The organism is Paenibacillus sp. ICGEB2008, from assembly GCF_000307675.1.
GTDB lineage: Bacteria > Bacillota > Bacilli > Paenibacillales > Paenibacillaceae > Paenibacillus > Paenibacillus polymyxa.
In genome coordinates this window covers 92,441-114,892 of sequence record NZ_AMQU01000008.1, presented here as the reverse complement: position 1 = coordinate 114,892, position 22,452 = coordinate 92,441, and the positions used below count along the sequence as shown (strand labels likewise).

The 22,452-nt window shown below is 46.5% G+C and carries 16 protein-coding genes and 1 pseudogene; 1 reads left to right on the top strand and 16 read right to left on the bottom strand.

Annotated elements, in window-relative coordinates; all coding sequences use genetic code 11:
• Positions 1-15: 15 nt before the first annotated feature.
• The 10 genes from C400_RS0109290 to C400_RS0109245 form a co-directional block, all read right to left on the bottom strand.
• Positions 16-2,667, bottom strand: a complete 2,652-nt coding sequence (locus C400_RS0109290; RefSeq protein ID WP_026065406.1) for a molecular chaperone — start codon at positions 2,665-2,667, stop codon at positions 16-18.
• Positions 2,668-2,698: 31 nt separating this feature from the next.
• Positions 2,699-3,388: a hypothetical protein gene (locus tag C400_RS0109285; RefSeq protein WP_017426759.1), complete on the bottom strand. Its 690-nt coding sequence runs from the start codon at positions 3,386-3,388 to the stop codon at positions 2,699-2,701.
• Positions 3,385-4,704, bottom strand: coding sequence for a hypothetical protein (locus tag C400_RS0109280; RefSeq protein WP_017426758.1), 1,320 nt, complete (start codon positions 4,702-4,704; stop codon positions 3,385-3,387). The genes C400_RS0109285 and C400_RS0109280 overlap by 4 nt, the downstream gene beginning before the upstream one ends.
• 44 nt (positions 4,705-4,748) lie before the next feature.
• The gene (locus C400_RS0109275; RefSeq protein ID WP_017426757.1) at positions 4,749-6,626 is read right to left on the bottom strand and encodes a serine/threonine protein phosphatase; all 1,878 of its coding nucleotides are present in this window, start codon (positions 6,624-6,626) and stop codon (positions 4,749-4,751) included.
• A gap of 22 nt (positions 6,627-6,648) precedes the next feature.
• On the bottom strand, positions 6,649-7,479 hold the full coding sequence (locus C400_RS0109270) for a PP2C family protein-serine/threonine phosphatase (RefSeq protein ID WP_017426756.1): 831 nt from the start codon (positions 7,477-7,479) through the stop codon (positions 6,649-6,651).
• Positions 7,480-7,514: 35 nt separating this feature from the next.
• Complete coding sequence (locus C400_RS0109265; protein ID WP_025365579.1) at positions 7,515-8,042, bottom strand: FHA domain-containing protein; 528 nt, start codon at positions 8,040-8,042, stop codon at positions 7,515-7,517.
• A 64-nt stretch (positions 8,043-8,106) separates the two neighbouring features.
• Positions 8,107-8,655: an FHA domain-containing protein gene (locus tag C400_RS0109260; RefSeq protein WP_017426755.1), complete on the bottom strand. Its 549-nt coding sequence runs from the start codon at positions 8,653-8,655 to the stop codon at positions 8,107-8,109.
• 32 nt (positions 8,656-8,687) lie between these two features.
• Positions 8,688-9,137: a J domain-containing protein gene (locus C400_RS0109255; RefSeq protein ID WP_017426754.1), complete on the bottom strand. Its 450-nt coding sequence runs from the start codon at positions 9,135-9,137 to the stop codon at positions 8,688-8,690.
• Positions 9,138-9,267: 130 nt separating this feature from the next.
• Positions 9,268-9,693: a hypothetical protein gene (locus C400_RS0109250; RefSeq protein ID WP_007431573.1), complete on the bottom strand. Its 426-nt coding sequence runs from the start codon at positions 9,691-9,693 to the stop codon at positions 9,268-9,270.
• Between the two features lie 119 nt (positions 9,694-9,812).
• Complete coding sequence (locus tag C400_RS0109245; protein ID WP_038978091.1) at positions 9,813-11,981, bottom strand: hypothetical protein; 2,169 nt, start codon at positions 11,979-11,981, stop codon at positions 9,813-9,815.
• Between the two features lie 625 nt (positions 11,982-12,606).
• Here C400_RS0109245 and C400_RS28560 point away from each other — a divergent pair.
• Positions 12,607-14,710 (top strand): annotated as a pseudogene (locus C400_RS28560) (vWA domain-containing protein).
• A 41-nt stretch (positions 14,711-14,751) separates the two neighbouring features.
• Here the strand turns inward: C400_RS28560 and C400_RS0109235 are convergent.
• The 6 genes from C400_RS0109235 to C400_RS0109210 form a co-directional block, all read right to left on the bottom strand.
• Positions 14,752-15,663, bottom strand: coding sequence for a serine/threonine protein kinase (locus tag C400_RS0109235; RefSeq protein ID WP_016818667.1), 912 nt, complete (start codon positions 15,661-15,663; stop codon positions 14,752-14,754).
• Positions 15,664-15,840: 177 nt separating this feature from the next.
• Entirely contained in the window at positions 15,841-17,094 is a 1,254-nt protein-coding gene (locus tag C400_RS0109230; RefSeq protein WP_017426752.1) for an L-lactate MFS transporter, read from the bottom strand.
• Positions 17,095-17,283: 189 nt separating this feature from the next.
• The gene (locus C400_RS0109225) at positions 17,284-18,048 is read right to left on the bottom strand and encodes a LytR/AlgR family response regulator transcription factor (RefSeq protein ID WP_013372559.1); all 765 of its coding nucleotides are present in this window, start codon (positions 18,046-18,048) and stop codon (positions 17,284-17,286) included.
• Entirely contained in the window at positions 18,045-19,706 is a 1,662-nt protein-coding gene (locus C400_RS0109220) for a sensor histidine kinase (RefSeq protein WP_016818665.1), read from the bottom strand. Before C400_RS0109220 ends, C400_RS0109225 begins: the two co-directional genes overlap by 4 nt.
• Positions 19,707-19,765: 59 nt before the next feature.
• Complete coding sequence (locus C400_RS0109215; RefSeq protein WP_017426751.1) at positions 19,766-20,752, bottom strand: S66 family peptidase; 987 nt, start codon at positions 20,750-20,752, stop codon at positions 19,766-19,768.
• Between the two features lie 182 nt (positions 20,753-20,934).
• On the bottom strand, positions 20,935-22,431 hold the full coding sequence (locus tag C400_RS0109210; protein ID WP_017426750.1) for a methyl-accepting chemotaxis protein: 1,497 nt from the start codon (positions 22,429-22,431) through the stop codon (positions 20,935-20,937).
• Positions 22,432-22,452: the final 21 nt, after the last annotated feature.

Here is a 22,452-nt window from a genome sequence, read left to right as displayed (position 1 = left end):
AAAATCCTTAATTTATTATTTCGTGCCGTCAAAGAAATCCAGCTCGGAGAGATCATTTTCGAAGGCATAAAAGCGCTTCGGACCCAGATACAGCAATTCATCACGGCGAGTAATCGGCACGACGTAAAAGCCCCAACGACTATCCCCGACAAAAACAAAATATTTCGTCTCCTCATTGCGAATGGAGTCCGTATCATCCTGTGGAATATCCTGCCCGTACAGCACAGCAATTTCCTCATACGGCATGGGTTCAAAGGCATCTGGCCGACTGCGGTACACATGACGCTGACGCAGCTTGCCCCCGTTGGCCGTCAGGAAGAATTCCACTTCAACCGCTTGAGACGGCCGGGAAATAGAACCGCGTACCCGATTGCTTTCCAAACTCGCAATCAGCTCCTTCTCACGCCCCGTATGCGTCCATGCGCTGACCGTATACGGAATCGCTGGAATATGATTGGTAATGACAGGCTCAATGGTTCCCATTTTTTTAGCGTTCAGGTAACGGATAGCCCCGCGCAGACAGGCCATTTTCAACTCAGGTACTCGGCTCAGGTCTTCTGCCTTTTGTCGAAACTCAATACTGCGCCCTGGCACAAATTCCTTGAGTGCTTCGCGGAACACGTCAATCCGGCAGGACTGCCCGGTTAGCTTGATAATCGAATAATCCTGCAAGCGTCCCTCCAAATAAAAATCATCCAGAAACTTGCGCACAATATTGTAGATATCTGCCTTAAGTAGCTGCTGTACTTCACGAATATTAAACACTACATCAGGTAGACCATATTCATCACGGAACTGTCCATTCTCAATGACCGAAACCAGCCAACGATCCATTACGGCAATGTTCAGGTCGCTTTCAGCAGATAATACCTGCTCGGATTCAAAGCGGCTGCGCAATATCCCCGTACGTAGAAAAAATTCCTTTTTCATATTTTCTGCCGCACTCCACAGCAGATGAAAATTACTCAGTACCCGTTGATATTCATCCCGTGTAGCATGCTCATACCGTTTGAACGCGGTAGGCAAGATCGCCTCTGCCTCACGATAGCGTTCCTCCAGCCCTGCATATACAGCATCTACACCAAACTCATCCACATGACGGTACAAATCTCCCGAAGGAATGCCGATCAGAGCATCAATATCAGTGTCAGGCAAACGCGTCTCAGCAGCATAATAACCTGCAAATACAATTTTCATAAACTGCATAATCCGATACGTCAGATTATTTCCACCAAAATTGGTATCCCCATTCTCATACGTTGTGTGAATATCCAGCTTGTAAGCAATACGTCCATCTTCAATCCGGAAGCGGCAGGAAGACAAATCTGTCGTGCCCCCACCACAATCAATGACAAGTGCCTGATACTCCTCACCGTCTGCAAAAGTTCCTCGTTCCATCTGATCTGCCAACGTGTTGTACAGCACTGCCAGCCCTTCATCCAGCGCATCCTCCGCTTCAATCCGATAATCAGGCAAAATATCGCTAAACATCTCAATAAATTGGGGCTGCAGCTTGACAGGAGCAGAAAAGTGTAAATTGCGAAACCGACACTTAAATTGCTGCTCGGCTGTAGCAATCACATAACGGATAAACGCCGCTAAAATATCGCTGCGGGAAGCGGTTGCTGTATTCCCCTCAGAATCCATTAATTCTTCGATTCGCTTATAGTCATTGACCCAACGTTTAATCCCCCGCAATACCGTAGCACGGCTGCCTGCCACATCACTTCCACGTAGTGCCTCCTCCCCAAATACATAAACGATATGCTCGGGATTGGAGCAGTCCGCGACGCGAATGGCGGTCGGCAGCACTTCGATCCAGTCGCCTTCCGTACCTTCTGGACCAGGGAATGACACATAATTGATAGCGTCCAGCCTTACTGTGCTGCTCATCCCTGTATCAGGGGCCGTAACGTAGGAACTAACCAAATAAGCACCTGCCGTGGTGTTCGAGGTGCCAAAATCAATCGCCAGTACCGCATCGGTTGTTTCCGTGCCCCGAATGATCAGCTCTGCCACCGGGATTCGGTGACCCTGAAGTTTCAGCGGTAGCATCGGCTTATCTCCATAGTAGAGGTTATAAAAATATTCTGACTCCTGTCTTCGCAGAAACAGCAAGCTATAGCTATGATTAGATGTCTCTCGCAGTTCAGCATCGCGGTGACGAGAAAGATAATATACGCCTGTTCGTCCCTCATCCTTCACCAAATTTAAAACACCACATAATTCCCCTGTCGCATTCACCAGCAGCACATTAGATGAGCTCAGCCAAGGCAAATCGGATTCGATCCGATAGTTGTCCATGCGACCTGTGCGCACCCCCTGATACAGCGTGATTTTGGCGGGAACCCGAATACCGCCACTCTCCTGCGGACGGTCATTCCAGTTGCGCTGTAGTGCCGATTGTATACGTTCAAAACCGTCAGGATTGGGTCTGGTAATGAGTAGATGCTCCTCCGCGCTTCGAAATCGCAAGATTACGCGAATCAATTCTTCACGTGCCAGACGATTCGCAAATCCCTCGACCAGTCGCTCTTTATCACATATCCCGCGCAACTGAAAGGTCGTCATTTGCTCCAATTCCGCCTGCGTGTATTTAGTCGTGAAACGAGCGCTTTTTCGATCGGTGAGCGGGTCTAGCAACCTGTATGTATAGGGTCCGTTCATCGTTCACATGTCCTTTCTTAGCCATTTAGCCTTAATAGAGGGCGATAGCGTCAATTTTCATCGTAGGGTCTTCCTCCAAAATGCCGAAATGACTGGTCCAATACAATTCCGTCGTAAACCGTGCTGGAAGAAACAAATCGAGAATCAAATCCACTTTGATTCGTGAGAGCATCGTCTCCTCCTGGCCAATATATATGAGTAGTTCGTCTTTTTCCTCACAGTTGGTGTAAATGATCGAGCGATGAAAGACGCGACGCATCGTTTGTTTTAGCAGATGAACAGCTTCCCCCGTCTCGTACAGGCGCAGCAGCCCTTCAGCAATCGCGTCCTGTTCCTCACGGTTTAATTGTCCAATGGCTTCCTTTACCTTCGGGCCAAAGATGCCATCCGCAATATCACGCTGAACAAACCTTATATGATACTCTCGCCGATTCATGCCTTGATACAAATCGATCTCCGCCAGAAAATGCATCATAATATCAAATAGCGATTCTCTCAGCTCCAGATCCTCTGCTACATCTGGTGGAAACAGATCCCGAAAAATAGAATAAAAGCGGTAGTACGGATTAATCTCCACTACCTGCTCCAAATGGGACGTATTCAGCTCAGCCAAGCTAAGCTCCATATACGGAGAATAGCTGACAGCGGGTACGAAGCGGAATTTATCTACATCCAGCCCCTGTTTCCTTGCGCGCATGAGCAAATCCCAAACGTAATTCACACCCATTCTCCTTCACACTTGTACTCTGGAAAATACATCTGCACTTCCGACACCAGAAAGCTCATTAAATCGGATAAAATGTAAGCAGGTGTGGTTGGCAACACATCCTCAGAACCACGTCTGAACCCCAATCGCATGATCTGCTTGCCATCCTCTGTCCGTACATTATCGCTGACAAACGGATTTAACGGATACGTCTGAGTTTTGGTTACAAGGTTGCTTATATCATTTCGCCCAGCCCCTCCCCAGATGTCCACACGCTCTAGCTCTAGCCCCTGTGCCGCTTCAAACGAATTAACGATGCGCGTGATCTCTGCTTTAGCCCGGACAATCACGGCCTGTTTTCCTGCATAGCGACCCAAAAAGCTGTCCTGCCGCCGATTAGACAATACCGGAAAAGTCTGACGACTAAGCTTGGTTGTAAATGGTTTCGTAACCTTCAACACATTCCATTCGCCAGATTTATCACGTGGTGTGACAATCGTCAGTTCCTCTTCTGTCCGCTTGATATAGCGGATATCACTTTCAGTCCCGTCAATCAGGTAACCATGCTCTGATCCTGTTTTACGCAAAGGCAGCACATGCTCATAGTTCACACGATCCATAGCTGGTATAGGAAAACCGCTGTTCTTTAGGGCCAGTCTTTCAATGTTCCACAGCGGAAAAACATCGGCTTTCTTATAAACGTCGAATTCCTCCAACGAAATCGAGATTTCATGGATTTCTTCATGAGCGGCCGGCTCGCCGTCCCCACCAATCAATACACAGTCCACAAATTTATAAGCGTATGGATGATTAATCGTTTTCCACGGCATACCATTTTGCATAAATGTATGATACAACTGCTCAATCTCCAACATATAAGATCGGTTATGCTCCAGACGAAAACGAATCGGGTAATTTGCAGTTTCCGTGACCAGCATTCCTGAGAAAATTCGTTTGCTGCGTACCAGTGCCGAGATTCGTTCGGTCTCCATTTCGAGAAAAAGCGTAAATAGCGGCATCTCCCCGCCTTCGCGCACCACCTCTGCCACACGACTGATGTCTACCTGTTTTTCTACTGCATCGGAGGGCAACACAGGATATAAAAATTCATGAATCGGGTCATAGTCCTCACGCGATGTCAATGACACATACACATCAAACTTTTCTTCCGTATTCTCAATTTCCTCAAATACCCGCCGTTCTAGCTGGCGGGTCATTTCTTCCTGATATTCGACGAGGTTCATAAATACCCCCGCCATCATATTTTTCAGTAAACGTCTCTGCTCTAAATCGTCCATCTTGCTCAAACGATCTTGTACCAGCTCTTTCACGACGTCTCACTCCTTTCCGGCTCCAGCATTCTGAACATAAAAACTTATTTCCCGTTCGCAGCAGCCTGATCTTGACTCTCTGAATTCGACGCCCCGGCTGCTTTAGAAGCAGAATCAGCAGTTCCTTGCTCTTTGCTGGTGTCCGCCTTGGTCGAAGCGGCATTGCCATCCCCCGTACCACCGCTTTTTGCAGCCGGAGAGGCTTCCTTCTTCGCGGGCGTAGGACCCGCTGAAGCCGTCGGCGTAGCCTTCGTTTGCGATGCTGTGGCAGAGGTTGCCGCAGCGGAAGATGAAGCTTCACTCGCTGCGTCTCCAGCATCCGTGTCGTTCAACACTCCGTCAGACAATCCCAATCCAGCAGGAAGCTGTCCATTTTTCTGCTGCTCCGCGCTCTGCTTTTCCTCCGCCTTGGCTATGCTCCGCTCCAGCGCCAGAACACTTTCGAGCTTATCAATCTCCTGATAAATCTCCTGTGCCCCGCTATAAGCATCAATGGCCCCTTCATAATCGAGATCTTTCATCAGCCGATCCCCTTTGGCCTGAAGCTTGCCAGCTTGAATCTCCTTGAGCTGCTGCTGAATAGCTGTCAATTTATCATTGGTCTCTGTAATCTTCTTCTCCAGCTCTTTTTGCGCGGACGTATAGCCGGATTCCATCGCAGCCTTATTTGCTTTTTTGTACAGCTTGAGTGCATTTGTGTAATCGCCACCCTGGAATTTTAAATCTCCGTCCTTCATCCAGCTCGCCGTCTCGGCATAGCTGTCCAGTTGGTCGATTTTATGCTCAATGTCCTTCACATTAAATGGTGGATATAGCCCGGCGCTTTTCCGTGCTTTATCGTAGCTGGCTTCAGCTTTGGTAAAATCGGCCTTTTCCACATAGCCGTCTCCGTCGACCATCAATTGAGATACTTTCTGCTCTGCCGTGTACAACCGCTTGTGAATTTTATCATTAATCTTAACTGCCGCGTTTTTCGCTTCACTGTAGGATTTGAGCGCTTTTGCATAATCACCAGCTCTTGCATAATCATCCGCAGCCTGAGCCGATTCGATCATCGTTTCCAGCGCAGCCGCTTTGTTCGCAGCCATACGCGCCAGTGTAATCCATGCTCCTCCGCCCACGATTACAAAGGCGAGCAACGCAATCAAAATCCGTTTGATCAGCTTACGACGGTTTTTAGGCTTTTCCTGGAAAACTTTGTTTACATAAATGGCGGCAGCCGTGTAATTATTCACCGTCCGGCGCTGTTTGCTCAGCAGGACCTCTTCCAACGTATCCGTCAGCATACCCGGGTCCTTCGCTTCCTCCAGCGCACCCAGCATTTCCGCCAGTTCAACGTCCTCCCACATCCCAGATGTTGCGAGCAGCATGACATCTCCATCTGCAAGCTGTGTCTTTTTGGCGTAATGGGCATGAACCCCATTCGGATTCCCCAAGTATTCCAGCAGATTCCCCCGTTCCTCGTGTGTACTGGTCGCTTCGTCTGGAATACGACCATCATCTGCCAGTGACTGAGCCAGGCTATGATCCTTACTGCGAAAATTAAGCCTTCCATTGCGAAAATGATATAGCCGCACATTACCGCACGAAACGTACACCATTTTGTTGTAGTTGGTCACTACCATCAGTAGACTGGCCTTAAGCCGGACACGACGGCTTTCAAATTGCAGCCATTCCTGCGCTTCACGCAGATCTCTCATCAAACGCCGCTTGGACATGGAAGGCTTCTCCATAAAGTTTTCCAGCACCGTTTTGACTACCATTTCTGCGCTGCGCAGCTCCTGATCCGAATCCAGACCGTCTGCGAGGACATAACAGGCCATGTCGTCCGTCTCCATGAATGCAAAATAGTCCCGGTTATCTATATAAGAGCCCGCTTCCGACACAAAGGCGGTACTAAAATCGCTGTTGTCCTTGCGCATCGCTACCCCCGTCTTTCTTGTTTCATCCTATCGCCAAAATAAGCACTGTCGCATTATCCTGACTTTTAAACCCTTTATCGTTAATGGTGTCGATCATGGCATCCGCCATTTCCTGCGGTGTTCCGCCCTTGCGCATGATCTCTTCCTGCTCAATCTCCGTCAGCGCCTCCTGAATGCCATCACTGCACAGTAGCACATAATCACCCGAATACAGGCGAATCGGTGCATTCCCCAGTTCCATGTTCTCAAAGCCTTCATAACCTAAGTAGTTGACCAGTTGATTGCGTACAGGACTCGTTTTAGCTTCCTCTGAGGTCATTTGTCCAGCAAGCACTCGTTCTTCCAGCAGTGTTTCCGCTGTATGCTTGGAATTGACTGTCTGAAAGTGACCATTGCGGTAAATTGTAATCAAGCTGTCGCCCACCGCTCCGTAATACAGCTGATAGCCGCACACAATGACCGCCGCGAGCGTCGTTCCCCCGCCCTGCCCATTCAAATTTTGCAAAATACCGCGATTGCTTTGGGTTGCCGCCTCTGCAAAATATCCGTTCAAATTCGTTGCATCTTCTAACTTGGCAAATGCCTTCGTAAAAGTCGTCACAGCCAAGGTACTGGACATACGTCCATTAGCCAGCCCACTGATCCCGTCTGCAACAACAGCCAGCGTACCCACAGGGGTGGTCATACTGGAGAAATAATCATCCTGCTCGCTCCGGCTCCCGATCGTTTGACCATTTCCAATCTCAATTCCACTCACGGTACGGCTGCCGGAACTTCGCGTCAGTCGTATACGGATGATGAGAAGAACAGCGAACAGCACCGCAGCTCCACATACAACAAAATAAGGCTGCATCTCGTTACCTCCCTGCACCATTGCCCACTTCCGTTCTAATTTTCGTTATCCCACTCGAAATGAGCGCCGCACAGCGGAATAAAGATAAATTTGCTGCGTCCGAGCTGGATCACATCATAAGCAGCCAGCTCCACTGGTGAATATACCGCCTCGTTATTGTGATACGCCAAGCCTGACGAATCGCCTGGCAGCAAGTAAAAGTTGCGTTTCTTCGGATCATACACAATGACCGCATGATTTCTGCGGGAAATCGTGTTGTCTCCGATAATACGGACATGCATTTCCTCTGCGCGCCCGATAAAGTTTTTTTCTGCCATAATGCGATAGTCCTGACCCACCTGTGCTCCTTCAATACATACCAGCCATCCGGTTACCGGGTGAATCCCCACCGTCTCGCCTAAATACGGCATGGTTTTGTCATCGTCTCCCGCAACGTTTGTTTTCGCTGCTGGTTCCGCGCTCTTGGGTGCGGCTATATTTACTACCGAATTACAATAAGGACACGTATTTCCGTGCTTTCGTGTACTGAACATGTGTCCGTTCGGGCATCTTGTCAAACTCATAGTCGGTTCCTTCCCCCATTGTCTTGATTGTCTTTACAGCAATCTAAGGATTGTGCAATTTCTTCTATTTAACGAGCAGCCTGGTATTGGCAATATATAATAAGTCGCCTGAGTAAATTCGGTAAGGCTCGCCACTTTCCAGCTTTTTGGTGACACTTTCGTTCGCAGACCGTAGCCCGGTACCGTTGCCGGAATCCACATCCTCCACAAACCAGTCGCTGTTTACCCGGTTAAGTACCGCATGCTCCACACTTACCAAGGAAGCATAATCTGTACCTGCTAAATCAATATCTGCCTCAGAGCGTGATGTCGTTTTGCCGATTAACAATGATGTTTCGCTTTCGATGTACCATTCTTTAACGGACTCACCCTCTTCATCAATCAACACCAGCTTGGTAATCCGTTTACGCTCTGCCTTTGGCTTGGGCACAGGTACCACGGACACCAGATTGCGCAGTATGTATACAAGCACGCTAATCCCAATACCTATCGCGACCACAGTCTTCAAACCGCTGTAGCCTGTACGATTAAACACATAAAAGGCGATCGCCAGCATCAGCCCGAACATGGCAACATCTATGATGAAAACCCATCTGCTCTGCGCCGTTTTCACTGCTTGCTTCCCCCGTTTCTATCCTGAAATCATCACTTTTTACGAATACCAAAAAATTGGTTGAACATGGCTGAGGTATCCGTCGGATCACCGGATTTTTTTGTTTTTTTCCCTGGTGAGCCCTCCTTCGTTTTCGGATGAAAGCCGAAAAATTGCTCAAAATCAGTGCCTATGTCAGCCAGATTGAATCCTTTAGCTGTCCTACGCGTACCGCCTGAAGGTGCTGCCCCTCTCGCTTTATCTTGCTGTTCTCCGCTAGTTCCCGTAGCTTTTCGGATGAGCTCAGCATCGTATGCCTGCCGCAATGCTTCGTCACGCAAGGTATTGTAAGCCTCGTGAATCAGCTTGAACTTGCGCGTTGCTTCCTCGCTTCCCTGGTTGGTATCAGGATGATACTTTTTGGCCAGTTTACGGTAAGCTTGCTTAATCTCTGCCTCCGAAGCATCCCGGCCGACACCGAGCAGCTCATAGTAGTTGGTCATTGTCTGATGTTCCCCTCTCCGAAAAAAATAAATATTAAGAGACCCGTAGGCCTCTTAATATTTATCCACCCTTCACGTATGCGCCGGGTGAGTGTGTGTTTAAGCTGCGCTTAACATTAAGACGTTAAGCTTAAACTGGATATCCGCCGTCGATGGTAGCCAGCTCGGTTTTGTCTTTCTTTTGTTTGATGTAGAGTGTAAACGCACCTACACCTTCTGTGTCGCCGAAGTGCTCGTTGTAGTCTACAACAAAAGCATTCGGGAAGTAGATTTTACGCACTACTTGATCGGCTGCGATAACTTCCAGTGTTACTTTACGGTAGCTGTCTGCTTTTTCAGCAGGAACCAGAGACCACAAAGCCAGTTTCAGTGTGTCATCCGCGCTGTCACCATCTACTGCTGTGATGATTTTACCGCTGATGCGCAGCGTGGAGCCTACGTCAGTGGAGCGTGCATTGGAATCGTCCGGTGTATCGGTGTCATAAATAACCGTTTGGATGTTATCCAAGCCCAGCTCGATTGTTTCTTGTCCTTCTACTTTCAATCTGAATCCCATGTGTGTTGCCTCCTTGATATTAGGTAAAATGATGGCGGAAGAAGCAGGGCTTCTCCGCGATTTATGTATAAAGGCGGTTCTGGATAGAAACGCCTCTACCATCTTTCGTAGTGCTCGGATCATGATTTGACCGAGCTGGTTCCCTTAGTGATCATGACTTCCAGGTTCTTCACATTACCATTGAAGACCAGATCGATATGACACATATTGCTTTTCTCGTCAATAATGAAGCTCATATCATCTCCGTCCTGAATGATCGAGTTCACAGATCCTCTGCTGCTCAGCCACTTGCTCTTCTGGCTGCTCGGATTGTTACTAAAGAAGCGGACGATATTTTCGTGCTTGAAGTCACCTGTTTGGTAGCGCAAAATACGTTCAATGTACGTGCTGACCAGCGTTTTGTAGATAGAGTCAAAGCCGTCCTCGGACATCGCCATGCTTCTTGCCTTGTAGACAGTAATCCGGCGGATATCCTTATCCTGAATCTGAGCATTCTCGGACGAGAATACAAAGCCAAAGTTTTTACGGTTGATGGCATCCTTGATCGTGTTGGTGAACCCAGTGATTTCCTTGGCCATCGTCGTCACCGTGCGCAGACTGTTGTCTCCAGCTTCAATGTCGAAGCGTACACCCGGGAAGTTTTTATTGACCGTTTTGAACGTCTCACGCAGGTATTCAGGACATTGATAGGAAGCGACCAAGCCAGCGGCCACATAGGCAGCGCCCACATATACGCCCTCAATCCACAGCTTGAGAATATCTTCTTTTTCCTTGGAGAGCTGCACACCGTCTTCGGTCTGTAGCATTTTGCTATCAATAATGACACCCGATTTATCCTTCGGAATAATGGTAAAGTTTGGTACACAAGGAATCGCAAATTCGCTATATTCTCTGCGTACAAGACTGGCGCATTTATCGACATATTTATCGATGCCTGCTGTCGCCATACTGTTGAAGGTCGTCTCTTCACCGGATTCAAAGTTAAAGAACATTTGAATTTTGTAATCCTTCACGACTTGCAGCAGCATCGAAAGCGATTCCATCGAATTTCCGCCCTGCTTTACGACCTTCTCGTTGCCCTTAAAGCGTTCACGAGAAACTTTTACCTTACCGGCTGCTTCAAGCTCGATAGATGGAACGATCCCGAACCAGATGGTGTCGCTGAATTCATTTTTGGCATTTACGGTGTTCAGGTACGTTTCCAGACGCGGGATATTGCTACTTTTCACCAGCATGTCCAGCTTGTTATTCGCTACCAGCATTGTCGGCAGCATCCCTTTGCTCTTCGTCGCATATTGATCGAAGAACATTTTGACACCGAGGATTTTTTCTACCAGAGGCTTAACCGCCTTTACGAAATCATCCTTGGCATTTTTATAGAACTCCAGATACGTGTTGTAGTTCTGAACTTCAACCGCTGTGTCAACCTTGGTCTGAACAGCTGGCAGTGGCACAAACGTGCGAACCACCAAGTCTTTTACATAGTCAGAAGGCGTATCTGTAATAGAGTTGTAATCTTCTTCGAATACTTGGGAGAGATCGCCAGTGCTGTTCTCATCCAACAGCATCAGCTCAGTACTTTCGCTCTTCGGCGCTTCAATAATTTTCAGTTCGCCGCTTTCCCCAATGGAGAGCATACCCACCTGGATCAACTCACCGGCGTTTTCCTCTTGGGTCCCACCGAGCAGAAGTCGGGTTTTGATGTCCTCAATGGCCAGTGGCAGCATAGCCATAACGTTGTTATAGTTCTGGCTCGCTTCCTCGAACATGGCATTGAGCTTGTCACCCATATCGAGTTTCTTCGGATCGCCATCATCCAGCTTGTCGTATTCACCGTACATATAGTGAATTTCTTTGCGGACTTGACGAATATCGTCCATAACCTTTTTCGGTGAAATCATATCCAGCAGATTTTCAAATTTGAAATCTACATTGGTGATTCCTTGACTGCGCTTAGTATCAATGAGCGTAAACAACATTTTCAGAAAATCATTGCTTTGATTGATACGAATTTCAGAAATGCTATCCTCATCAATTCCCTCAGGCTTTTTAAGGGTGTAGACGACCTTTTGATTGGCCGCGTTAAAAAATGAATACACGGTCGGTGAAAACTTATCCAAAAATTCGTCAAAGCTGCGCACCAGAAGGTGCTGATTAATTTCCTTGATCTTCTCATCGCTCAAGCTGTCGATACCCTTCACATCACCTACAATGGTGATCAGGTCCAGCTTTTCCGGGTTAATCTCTTCAAAAAGCATTGTCCGGTTGGTTTGATAAATGATTTCCATCGCTGTCGACAAATGAATAAAGTTTGAGTATAGGTCCATTGCTCCATATTCGGACATGGGATGTCCAATTTGAAACGGACGAATATTCATTTTTAGTTCATTTGCCTCCTCCCCCCTACTTAACATTTAAATTCGTCAAAGGATTGAGCTTATACCACATTTACGGTACAGGCATATAACCTCGAAAATCGGTCCGAAGCGCTATTCGGCTTTTAACGGCAAGGCATTCAAATGAGATAAAATTCAAAATCAAAAGTCATATAACACAGAAACTTCAAATTTATGATTTCGTATTCCTAACTTCAATCCCAATTTTTGCCGTTGATACGAGAGCTATCATACAAAGCACCCTTTAGTTTTGTCAATTTCTGTAGTCTCAGATTGAAATAGGGCATTTTGGCTCATTTTATGCGTGATTACGTAATTTTTATGATATGTTAGACCTGTTTCTTCAGGGAAATATTCACAAATGGAATCCAATTGCCGATAGAAGTTCATTGGATATTTCTGATAAGCGTAAAAGTATCAAATTCATGGCTAATGTGAGGGTTTTCAGCTGTTTTGATCCTTTATCCCTTATATCCCAAGGATTAGGAGAGTTGGCACGCCCACATTGGTCTCGCCGATGGAGGAGCTTATGTTCAGAATAAGGAAACTAGGAATTATCATTTTCATGACTTTTGTACTATTTTTCCAAATGGGCTTAAACGGGGTCATTTGCACTGTAAATCAGGCTAATGCAGCATCTTCGGGGACTGCTCCGATTGAGGGTTACGATGCTGTTTTTGTACTGGATACCAGCTATTCCATGAGAGACACGGATCCCGAGGGTATTGCCGCCGAAGTCATTAGTATGTTTATGGACTTAAGTGATGCAGACCGTACACGCGTGGGTTTCGTCGCCTACAACCATCATGTTGTCGCCTCAAAACCACTTACCTCGATTGGCGTGGCAGCGCAAAAATCGCAAATTCAGCAGGAAATCAGAATGTTGAACCGTTCTGGCTATACAGATTTGGGACTTGGGCTGCGTAAAGGCTCAGAACTGCTAGCTGCCGGAGCATCCCAAGGGCGTCAGCCTTTTATGATTTTATTGTCAGATGGAGAGACTGATTTTGGTGCCTCTTCTGGTTCTCGGTCCAAGGGTGACTCGAATAACGATGTATCCTCTGTCATCAAATCTGCACAGAACAAGGGATACCCGGTGTATACGATTGGCCTGAACCATGATGGCACGGTAAACCGGCAAGAACTCGAACGGATCGCTTCTCAAACGGGAGGAGCTTCTTTTATTACGAGTAGTGCTGAGGATCTGCCGGAAATTCTGAATCGTATTTTTGCCAGTCAAATTCGCTCCAAGCTCGTTCCAGTTGCTGCAATTACGACCACTGGCGAGATGCAAGAATTAACGGTGACTCTACCGGACTCTAGTATGGAGGAAGCCAATCTGGTGCTTTTGTCGGAGCATCCCCTGCTGGAAACCCAGCTATACTCCAATTCAGAAAATGTCCGTAGGTACAAGTCGAGCCGATATGCAATTTTGAAAATTGAGCATCCACAAGCAGGTAAAGTGAAGTTGAAATTACGGGGCATACGCGGAGATTTGGTTAAAATCAATTTACTTGGCAGCTACCGACTGGAAGCTGAAGCTACTATAGGAGGAACGCAAACAACAGCAACTCATGGCGACAAGCCTATGCAATTGCTGAAGGGACAAGCGACACCATTTCAAGCTCAGCTCCTATTACCGGATGGCCAAAATCTTACAGATGAGGCCGTATATACTTCTCTTGAAGCCCATATTATAGTTACCCCTGTAAAAGGCGGTACAGCTAAAAAAGGTTCCTATGACCTATAAGTCAGGAGCCTTTCATACCGAATATGCGTTCCCACAAACGGGTGATTATACATGGCAGCTATCTCTGGATAGTCCGCAGTGGTACCGTAAGGGAATTGTACATAAAGTTCACGCCACCAATGCAGCACCACAAGCTTTAAAAGACCTGACGATACATCTGGTAAAAGAAGACGGTGACTCCCGTCGAAGTTTAGAGGATTTTATTGTTGATCCCAATCATGACAAGCTGAATTATAAGCTGGATTCAGGAGCCTCTGAGGATACAATTAATGCCGAGATTAACGGTAATGATCTGCTGCTATCCAAGCTTCACACAGGTGACACGAAGCTAAAGATTACCGCTACCGATCCAGAAGGTGCATCCAGTAGCGCTACACTGACCGTTTCAGTCCAATCCCGGTATACAGCCATTAAATGGACGATAGCCATCAGCATTGTGATAGCTGCTCTTCTGTATTGGTTCTTGCGACCGAAGCCGCAGTTTGCTGGAAGAATCGAAGGATATTTTCTCGCTACAGCGAGTGGACAGGAGATTCCGGTAAAATCTTGGCCGCTGACCTCCTTTCCGGGTCATAAGGTCAGCTTGCAGGAGTTATTCCGTACGCTTGACGTTCACGAACCATTACCAGAAGCGGAACGAATCCTATTTTCCGCAGGTAAAAAAGGGACTCTGATCGTGAAACATGATACACGTTGCGCCCTGCAGCATGGAAAAATCAGATTGAGCCGTAACAAAAAAGCGGTCATGGCGTATGGTGATAAACTGTACATCACGTTTGAGGACGGCGTCACTGAAATTGAGCTGCGGTACAAGGCGATTAAGCCGAACACTTCAGTGTACACCGACCATATTCAAGCTCCGACAGGATAACGCCCGTCGGAATAAAAAAAGAGAAGCACCTACTCTTACGATTAACGAACCGTAAGAGTAGGGCGCTTCCCTTTTTTTATCCAATATTCCGCACGTAGTGCGGCTTTAAACCATCGAAGTGAGCGGCAACGCTTGTTAGCCTGTACCTCCAGGCCACGCCGAATCACGTACGGCAGTAGTGAAATCCCTGCATTTTCGATCCGAATCCGTTCGGTCCGATCTGCAAATAATCTGCCTGGCACGTCCGGTGGAGGTGATCCTTTTTGGCAATAATACAGCGTTGCGGCCAAGCTATAAATATCCGACACAGGTCCCTGCCGCGAACGGTTAGAGTAAAATTCCAGTGGAGAATAGCCTGCCGTCGTGAAGATCGGATGCTCCTTGCCTTCGAAATGCACAGCAGAGCCAAAATCAATCAGCTTGATGTTGCCATGTTCCCCAACCATAATATTGCCTGGCTTAATGTCCCGATGAATAATTCCTTTGTTATGAATATACTCCAAGGCATCAATTAAAGGCAGCAGCGTTTGGTACAAAAAAGTAGGATCAGACGTTGGCACAGCTTCTTCTTTCATCATTCGATCCAGCGTCTTGCCTGCACAGTATTCCATGACCAGATAAGCAGTTCCATTTTCCTCAAAGTGATCTATATAACCGACAACCCCCGGATGATTTAATTCCTTCAACATTTGCCCTTCACGCAAGAAATAATGCATAAACTCTACATATTTGGATTGCATAGAAGCGCTACAAGTGACCGTTTTTCGATCCATCCCCCGCAAAGCCAGCGCATTCGGAAAAAATTCCTTTACAATCACCTTTTCTCGGTTATCCAACAGCCTTGCCGTATACACGATGGCCAGCTCACTGCGGGACAAGGCGCTTCGAATTTGATATGTATTTCGCAGCTTCGTATTGCGGGCAAGCAGATTCCCGCTTGTATCCACGATCATGACTCGTCCTCCTGTCAGGTTCTTAGCTTATGTCTTTTGTATATATCGGCTTATTACACGTCTTTTTATTATACCGTAAATCAGGTTATTGGAAAAACAAATAACCTGCCATAATCTCCCTTAGAGAAATGATGACAGGTCTTTTGGCATTCATCTGGTCCTATTTTCTCAAATCGTTTAACCTAATTTTGTACCTGGCTTCATACTGCGTACACCGTTGGTATTTTTCTTCCGTTCGCTGCGCAGTTTGCCTTTACCTTGTTCTGGAGTGCGAATGGTGAGGGCAATCAGGAACGATACGACGCACAGCACAGCAATTGTGGTAAAGGTCGGGATAAATCCGCCGAGCAAGGCAGCGATAAATGACCCCGCCAGCGCACCAAGGCCAAAGCCCTGATACACAATACCATAGTTTTTGCTTTGGTTCTTCAGACCGAAGAAATCAGCTACGATGGCAGGAAAGACGGTAATATTGCCACCGAAGCAAAAAGCAATTCCTGCTACACAGGCAAAGAACAAACCAAAATTCAGGGGTACCAGACTCAGTACTGTAACTGCAACTGCTGTTGTTAAAAGTGCACCTGCTACCACTTTCAGACGACCTACCTTGTCCGATAGCGCACCTAATATAATCCGACCCGCCGTGTTGAAAATAGCGACCATAGCGACCGCATTGGCAGCTGTTGCTACATCCAAGCCAGCCATCCGTACGCCGATATCTTTGACCACTCCGATCAGGTAGAGACCACTCATACAAGCGGTAAAGAACATGACGAACAGCAGGTATGCCTGCTTGGTGCGCAGCATTTCTTTAACGGTATAGTCCCGCTGTACAGCCCCATTTTGTTCCGAAGGTTTGTTCACAACTACTGCTTCTTTCACCAGGAAAGAACCACCGACGATCATGATCAGCACGATGATACCCCAATACAAAAATGCCTGCGATACGCCAACAGACTGAATCAGCGAACCGTTAATATACTTGAATATCAGACTGCCTGTTCCGTAGGCCCCAACTGAAATACCGGAGATAAGTCCTTTTTTCTCGGGAAACCATTTAATCAGATTTGACAATGATGTAATATATGCCGTTCCATCCGCAAAACCTACGACAATACCTGCCAAAATGTACAGCAGGGATAACGAAGTTACCTGTGAACTAAGCATGAGCCCTGCCCCTAGTACGACACCTGCACACAAAATCAGACGACGAAGTCCCCATTTATCCTGTAGCTTGCCTGCGAATAACGTAGCAAACGCGAGTGCAAAACTGGTAATTGAAAAGGTAATAGCGACCGAACTGAGGTTCCAGCCAAAGCGGTCCACCAACGGTTGATTAAATAAGCTCCATGTGTAAATGGTACCTAAGCCCATCTGGACAATAATCGTTCCCAGTACGACCAGCAGGCGATTTCCGCTGTTTGATTTCATATTGATCTCCTCTTTTCATTCCGGCTCTACAGCATCCATTTGTTATGATGATAACCGTGAATCCAGTACGCTTTGCGCCTGTGAAAGAGCAATTCTGTAAGGATTCTGTTTACACGGTTATTATAACCCTGCATGTCAGCTAGAAATCGTTTGAGGAATGAAATGCACATATAGCGGAATGAAATGCCTTTAAAGTCGCATAATTTGCCGAAACTCCTTGGCCTTACTGCGACTCACCGGAATTTCTGCTTCTAGTCCACGCAAGCGCAAGAGATACGTATGATTGAACCAAGGTACAATTTCACGGATTTGCGACAGATTAACCGTATACGATCGGTGACAGCGAAAGAAGTCCTGCTGCGGCAGGCGGGCATGAAATTCCGAAATGCTCATCGGCATCGTATATTCTTCATGCCTTGTAAAGACACGAGTTACCTTTTCCTGCGCACACGCATAGTAAATATCGTTTGCATCCGTTACGATAATTTTGTCATTTTTCAGCAGATTAATACGCCCCGGAGCAGCAACGGTACTGGTTTCAGCAGCTCGGGGTTGCCCAGCCTGGACAGGTTCCTGTATCTGAGCGTTTCGCTGCTCATAAGCATTTTCGAGCTTATGCAGCATGGATGCGATCCGTTTTTCATCATATGGCTTGAGAATGTAGTCGAACGCCTCCAGTTCAAAAGCCTGCGCCGCATGTTCTTTATAGGCGGTCGTAAAAATAATATAGGGCTTTTTAGCAAATTTGCTAATGTTCTGTGCCAATAGCATCCCGTCCAATGAAGGAATGTTAATGTCCAGAAAGATCGCATCCGTCTCCTGATCTTGCAGAAACCGGAATACATCCAGTCCATCCTCGAAACTATCGGTCACCTCAATACTGCTATGAGTCTGAATAAGATACTCCAGCTCTTCACGCGCTGGAAGTTCGTCTTCTACAATTATGGCCTTCATGACTTCTCCTTTGGTATGTCAAAATATACTTCGGTGCCCGGATCATGTTTAAGAATAATGACTCCTTCACCGTACATAAGCTTGAGTCTTCTGTGCACATTGTACAAGCCGATCTGTTTAGCCGGAACTTGATCATGATATAGGTTATCCACTACATCGTCCCGTATACCCACCCCGGTATCAGCTACAGAAATACGCACCTTTTCGCCACGGTCTTTTACAGAAATGGTTACTGTACCTGGCCCTTTTTTCTTGAGGATTCCATGATTAATCGCATTCTCAACTAGGGGCTGGATAATTAGGCTCGGAATACGCACGGACACCTCATCCATTACATACTCCACCTGAAGCCGATTGCCGAAGCGAGCTTTTTCAATTTCTACGTAATCCGACACCTGTTGAAGCTCCTTGTGAATTTCGATCAAATCATCATTCAGCTCCAAATTATAACGCAGATAGCCTGACAAATTGATGATCAGCTCTCGCGCCTTATCCGGTTTGGTGCGCGTCGTCGAGGCAATGGCATTCAACGCGTTGAACAGAAAATGAGGGTTGATCTTCGTCTGGAGTGCCTTTAACTCGGCCTTATTCGCCGCTTCCTTAATTTGCTCCACACGCGACACTTCCATTAACGTGGAAATGATCTGAGACAAGCCAATCGCCATCGTCTGCAACGGATACGTGATTTTATAAGCTTTTCGGTAGTAAATCTTTAGGGTTCCGGTTACTTCTCCCCGCTCCTCTAACGGGATGATGAGCAGAGACTGGATTTGGGGCGTTTTGTCGTCAGCAATATGGTTGCGGATCGTGATTTTACCACTGCGGATCGTCGATTTAGTCACATCGCTAATAATTTCATCCCCGATATGATAGCGTTCTTCGCCAAATCCAACGTAAGCCAGTACATCTCGGGTATCCGTAATCGCCACCGCGTCTGCCTTGATGTCTTCTTTTATAATTGAGCAAATCGTATGCAAGGATTCCGCATTAATCGAACGAAAATAAGGCAACGTCTTGTTGGCAATATCCAATGCCAGCTTGGCCTGTCTTGCTGCGATATTCTCCTTTTCCCCCTCTACACTTTGGATCAATAGAACGATTAAACCGATACTGACCTCTCCGATAATCATCGGTAGACCGATCTTGGAAACGATGTCCACACCAAGGCCGTGAGGTTCTGCCATCACCAGAATGAGCAGCATCGTCAACGCTTCACAGACCATACCTGCAGCGATGCCGACCAGCCATCTCTTGGAACGATTGACCCGGCGGCCGATATATCCTGACACCACACCTGCCAGAATACTTGTAATCAGACACGGAATCGAGGTCACTCCCCCGATATCAATTAGATAACGATGGATCCCCGATACAATACCTGTAATGATCCCAACCCAGGGTCCGAACAAAATACCGCCCGCCATAATTGCAATGATTCGAACGTTAACCAGCGAGCCTTCAACTTCAATCCCGGTGTAGGTACCAAACAGGGCAAACATACAGAAAATCAATGTTAGTAAAGTCAGCTCTGCCGGAGAATGACTGTTCTTCTGCAAGGTTTCCTTAAATCGGGGGATACGTGTAATAAAAAACAAACAAATCAGCAACAATGCTGCGCGCTCAAAGAGCTGCATCAGCATTTCCAGCAAGGCGTTCACATGCGTTCCTCCCAAATAAAAACGGATATGCCTACATAGGTTGTATTAATAAAAAACCACTACTCACATATTTCAATTCCTACCCTGCCATTACGGGCACGAATAAGCACCTTCCCGCCAATCGGATATGTAAACTGCGGCGTGGTATGACCAAAATCAGCATCTGCAATCACCGGTATAGAGGCCAATTCTCTTTTCGAACGAATGATTTGCCGCAGCAATTCTTCTGTCATATGCGAAGCCTTCTGAAATCGACCTATGATGATTCCTTTAACCTGATCAAATTCAGGCTGGTGCAACAATGATTGCAAATCCCGGTCAAATGTAGCGGGAGAGCTTTCGTAATCATCCTCAACAAACACTATGGTTCCTTTTGGACTTGGCATGTATGGGGTTCCCTGTAACAAATTCAGAGTACACAAGTTTCCGCCCACAATCGTACCCTCTGCTTCGCCTTCATGAATCGCATATGGACCCGCATTGCGGTGAAAGCTTCTTTGATCCTGATCCTGATACCAAGCATCGTCACTCCACTCTGGCGACGATTGGATTTGAATGCTACCCTCTTCCAACATTAACCTTTGGAAATAAGTCGTCGTATATTCATTTCCTCGCAACATGGCGAACGTCAAAAAGTGAGGTCCTGCATACGTGATAAGCCCTGTTCTGGCATAAATCGCATGGCTTAACGCCGTTATATCCGAATAGCCACATAATCGTTTAGGATGAGCGCCGATCAGATCATAATCCAGATGGGCTAGAAGCTGATTGGCATTATAGCCCCCAATTGAGGTCAGAATGCCCTTTACCTTTGGATCGACAAAAGCTTCGTGCAAGTCAGCTACTCTAGACTCTATCGAAGAAGATGCAAAATCATCGTTTTCCAGCACATGCTGTGAAAAGCTCACTTTAAACCCAAGCGCCTCCAGTCTACTCTGAGCAATCAGTCGATTTTCCTCAGAAACAATAGACAAGCTTCGGGATGGCGAAAGAATGCGTATCTCGTCTCCTGCTTTTAATTTAGGTGCTTGCTTTCCCATCATCATCGTCATTCCCCCTTGTTCCAAAGCATTTAAACTGCCACAAATTATACCATCAACTTCCATCTAATTATAGCTTCTAAAACTTCCCACTTCATTCCCTTCTTCCCAATAAGAAGTAAAAAACCGGGGATACCGCTTGTTAGCGATAAGCCCCGGATCTCTAGTCCGATGATGATGCTTTTCGGTTATTTACTTTTGCCGATTTCACTAGAGCTGTTGTTCTCATTCTGATCATGGACCAGCTCTTTCAACTGAATAATCAATGCCTCCAGCTCACTAAATCCCGCCACCATATTGGAGGTTATATTTTGCTGCTCTTCTACTCCAGCCAAAATTTGTTCAGACGCTGCACTTGCTTGTTCTGTCACACTGGAAAATTCCATCATCTCTTGAACGACCTGAGACGAAAATTGTTGCATACTATTCGTACTGGACTCTACCTCCACAGCCTGCACCAATACTTTATTGGCATTTTGCAGGATATCTTCCAGTACAATTTCGGTCGAATGTGCCGACTCCATGCTTTGCTGTAATCTTTCCTGTCCCATGTCAAATTGGCTTACGACGGAATCCATCTGAGTCCTCAGCTGCTCCAAAATACCCTCCATCGCCACTGAGGTGTTCCCAACCATCTCAGCCAAATTACGCACTTCTCCAGCCACGATCGCAAATCCTTTTCCATGCTCTCCCGCTCTGGCGGCCTCAATGGATGCATTCAAGGACAGCAAATTGGTTTGCTTTGAGATTTGAGTAATATCTTTAAGCATGGCAGACATATTGTCACTCTGCAATTTAAACTCATCCAATTCTTCTTTGGTACGACTCATCACCTGACCCAAATCTTTAATTTGAGATGTTAATGCAAGCAGTTGACTGCTGCCTCTACCGCCGGCATTTTTCGTATCTTCAGAGAGCTGCTTCAGCTCCCGGGAATGATCGGCAACCTCGCGCACATGCCGGTCAGACTGAGCCAAGTTATCGGTTACCTCAGTGATATTCGAAGCCTGCATCTCTACCCCTTCGGCAACCTCCTGAAACCCGATGGCGACTTCATTCGTCACAATGCCTGTAGCATCCACTTGATTCCTGAATCGTTCTGTAAAGCTATGTAATCCCGCTACAGCTTGCCTCACTTGCTCAAATAGAAATTCAATACGTTGCCTTGTGGCATCCATATTTTTATTTTGTTCCTCCGTTATCTTAAACTGCTTTTGGTTTAACACCGATACCACTAACAATAGTAACCCAATCAGCCCTACAATAATAAATTCATGTACATAACGCAAAGAACCGGTAGCTGGCAGAGTTGCAGGCGTACCGATCGTAATTTGTATAAAAATATTACATAAATTTAAAGTCATAGCTACCAGAAAATATGGATAAGATGGGTAGAGTAGCAACAATGAACAAATAAAGATCGTAGTCACTACCTCCACACTAGATAAGTTCACAAATATACATATTAATGCACTATAAAATGTAATAATCCAAGGAATAAGCCGGATTCCTATCTTTTGTATATTCAGAATCGTCAAAACTGCCGCGACTACTAATCCTACACCGCTAGATATCCACATCGAGGGATTAGATATTGCCGGGACGATGCTGCTCAAAGTCATAATCCAAAAAATAATGATCACCAATTTGTTTCTTTGCCACAACAATTCATTCGTTCTGTCCATGATTGTGTACGCGCTCCTTAG

Bases quoted from the DNA above. Each gene is read 5' to 3' on its own strand.
- C400_RS0109270 (WP_017426756.1), bottom strand. From the start codon at position 7,479: ATGCAGCCTTATTTTGTTGTATGTGGAGCTGCGGTGCTGTTCGCTGTT.
- C400_RS0109230 (WP_017426752.1), bottom strand. From the start codon at position 17,094: ATGAAATCAAACAGCGGAAATCGCCTGCTGGTCGTACTGGGAACGATT.
- C400_RS0109250 (WP_007431573.1), bottom strand. From the start codon at position 9,693: ATGGGATTCAGATTGAAAGTAGAAGGACAAGAAACAATCGAGCTGGGC.
- C400_RS0109290 (WP_026065406.1), bottom strand. From the start codon at position 2,667: ATGAACGGACCCTATACATACAGGTTGCTAGACCCGCTCACCGATCGA.
- C400_RS0109255 (WP_017426754.1), bottom strand. From the start codon at position 9,137: ATGACCAACTACTATGAGCTGCTCGGTGTCGGCCGGGATGCTTCGGAG.
- C400_RS0109275 (WP_017426757.1), bottom strand. From the start codon at position 6,626: ATGCGCAAGGACAACAGCGATTTTAGTACCGCCTTTGTGTCGGAAGCG.
- C400_RS0109215 (WP_017426751.1), bottom strand. From the start codon at position 20,752: ATGATGATGGGAAAGCAAGCACCTAAATTAAAAGCAGGAGACGAGATA.
- C400_RS0109265 (WP_025365579.1), bottom strand. From the start codon at position 8,042: ATGAGTTTGACAAGATGCCCGAACGGACACATGTTCAGTACACGAAAG.
- C400_RS0109235 (WP_016818667.1), bottom strand. From the start codon at position 15,663: ATGATCGTGGATACAAGCGGGAATCTGCTTGCCCGCAATACGAAGCTG.
- C400_RS0109210 (WP_017426750.1), bottom strand. From the start codon at position 22,431: ATGGACAGAACGAATGAATTGTTGTGGCAAAGAAACAAATTGGTGATC.
- C400_RS0109245 (WP_038978091.1), bottom strand. From the start codon at position 11,981: ATGGAAATCATTTATCAAACCAACCGGACAATGCTTTTTGAAGAGATT.
- C400_RS0109225 (WP_013372559.1), bottom strand. From the start codon at position 18,048: ATGAAGGCCATAATTGTAGAAGACGAACTTCCAGCGCGTGAAGAGCTG.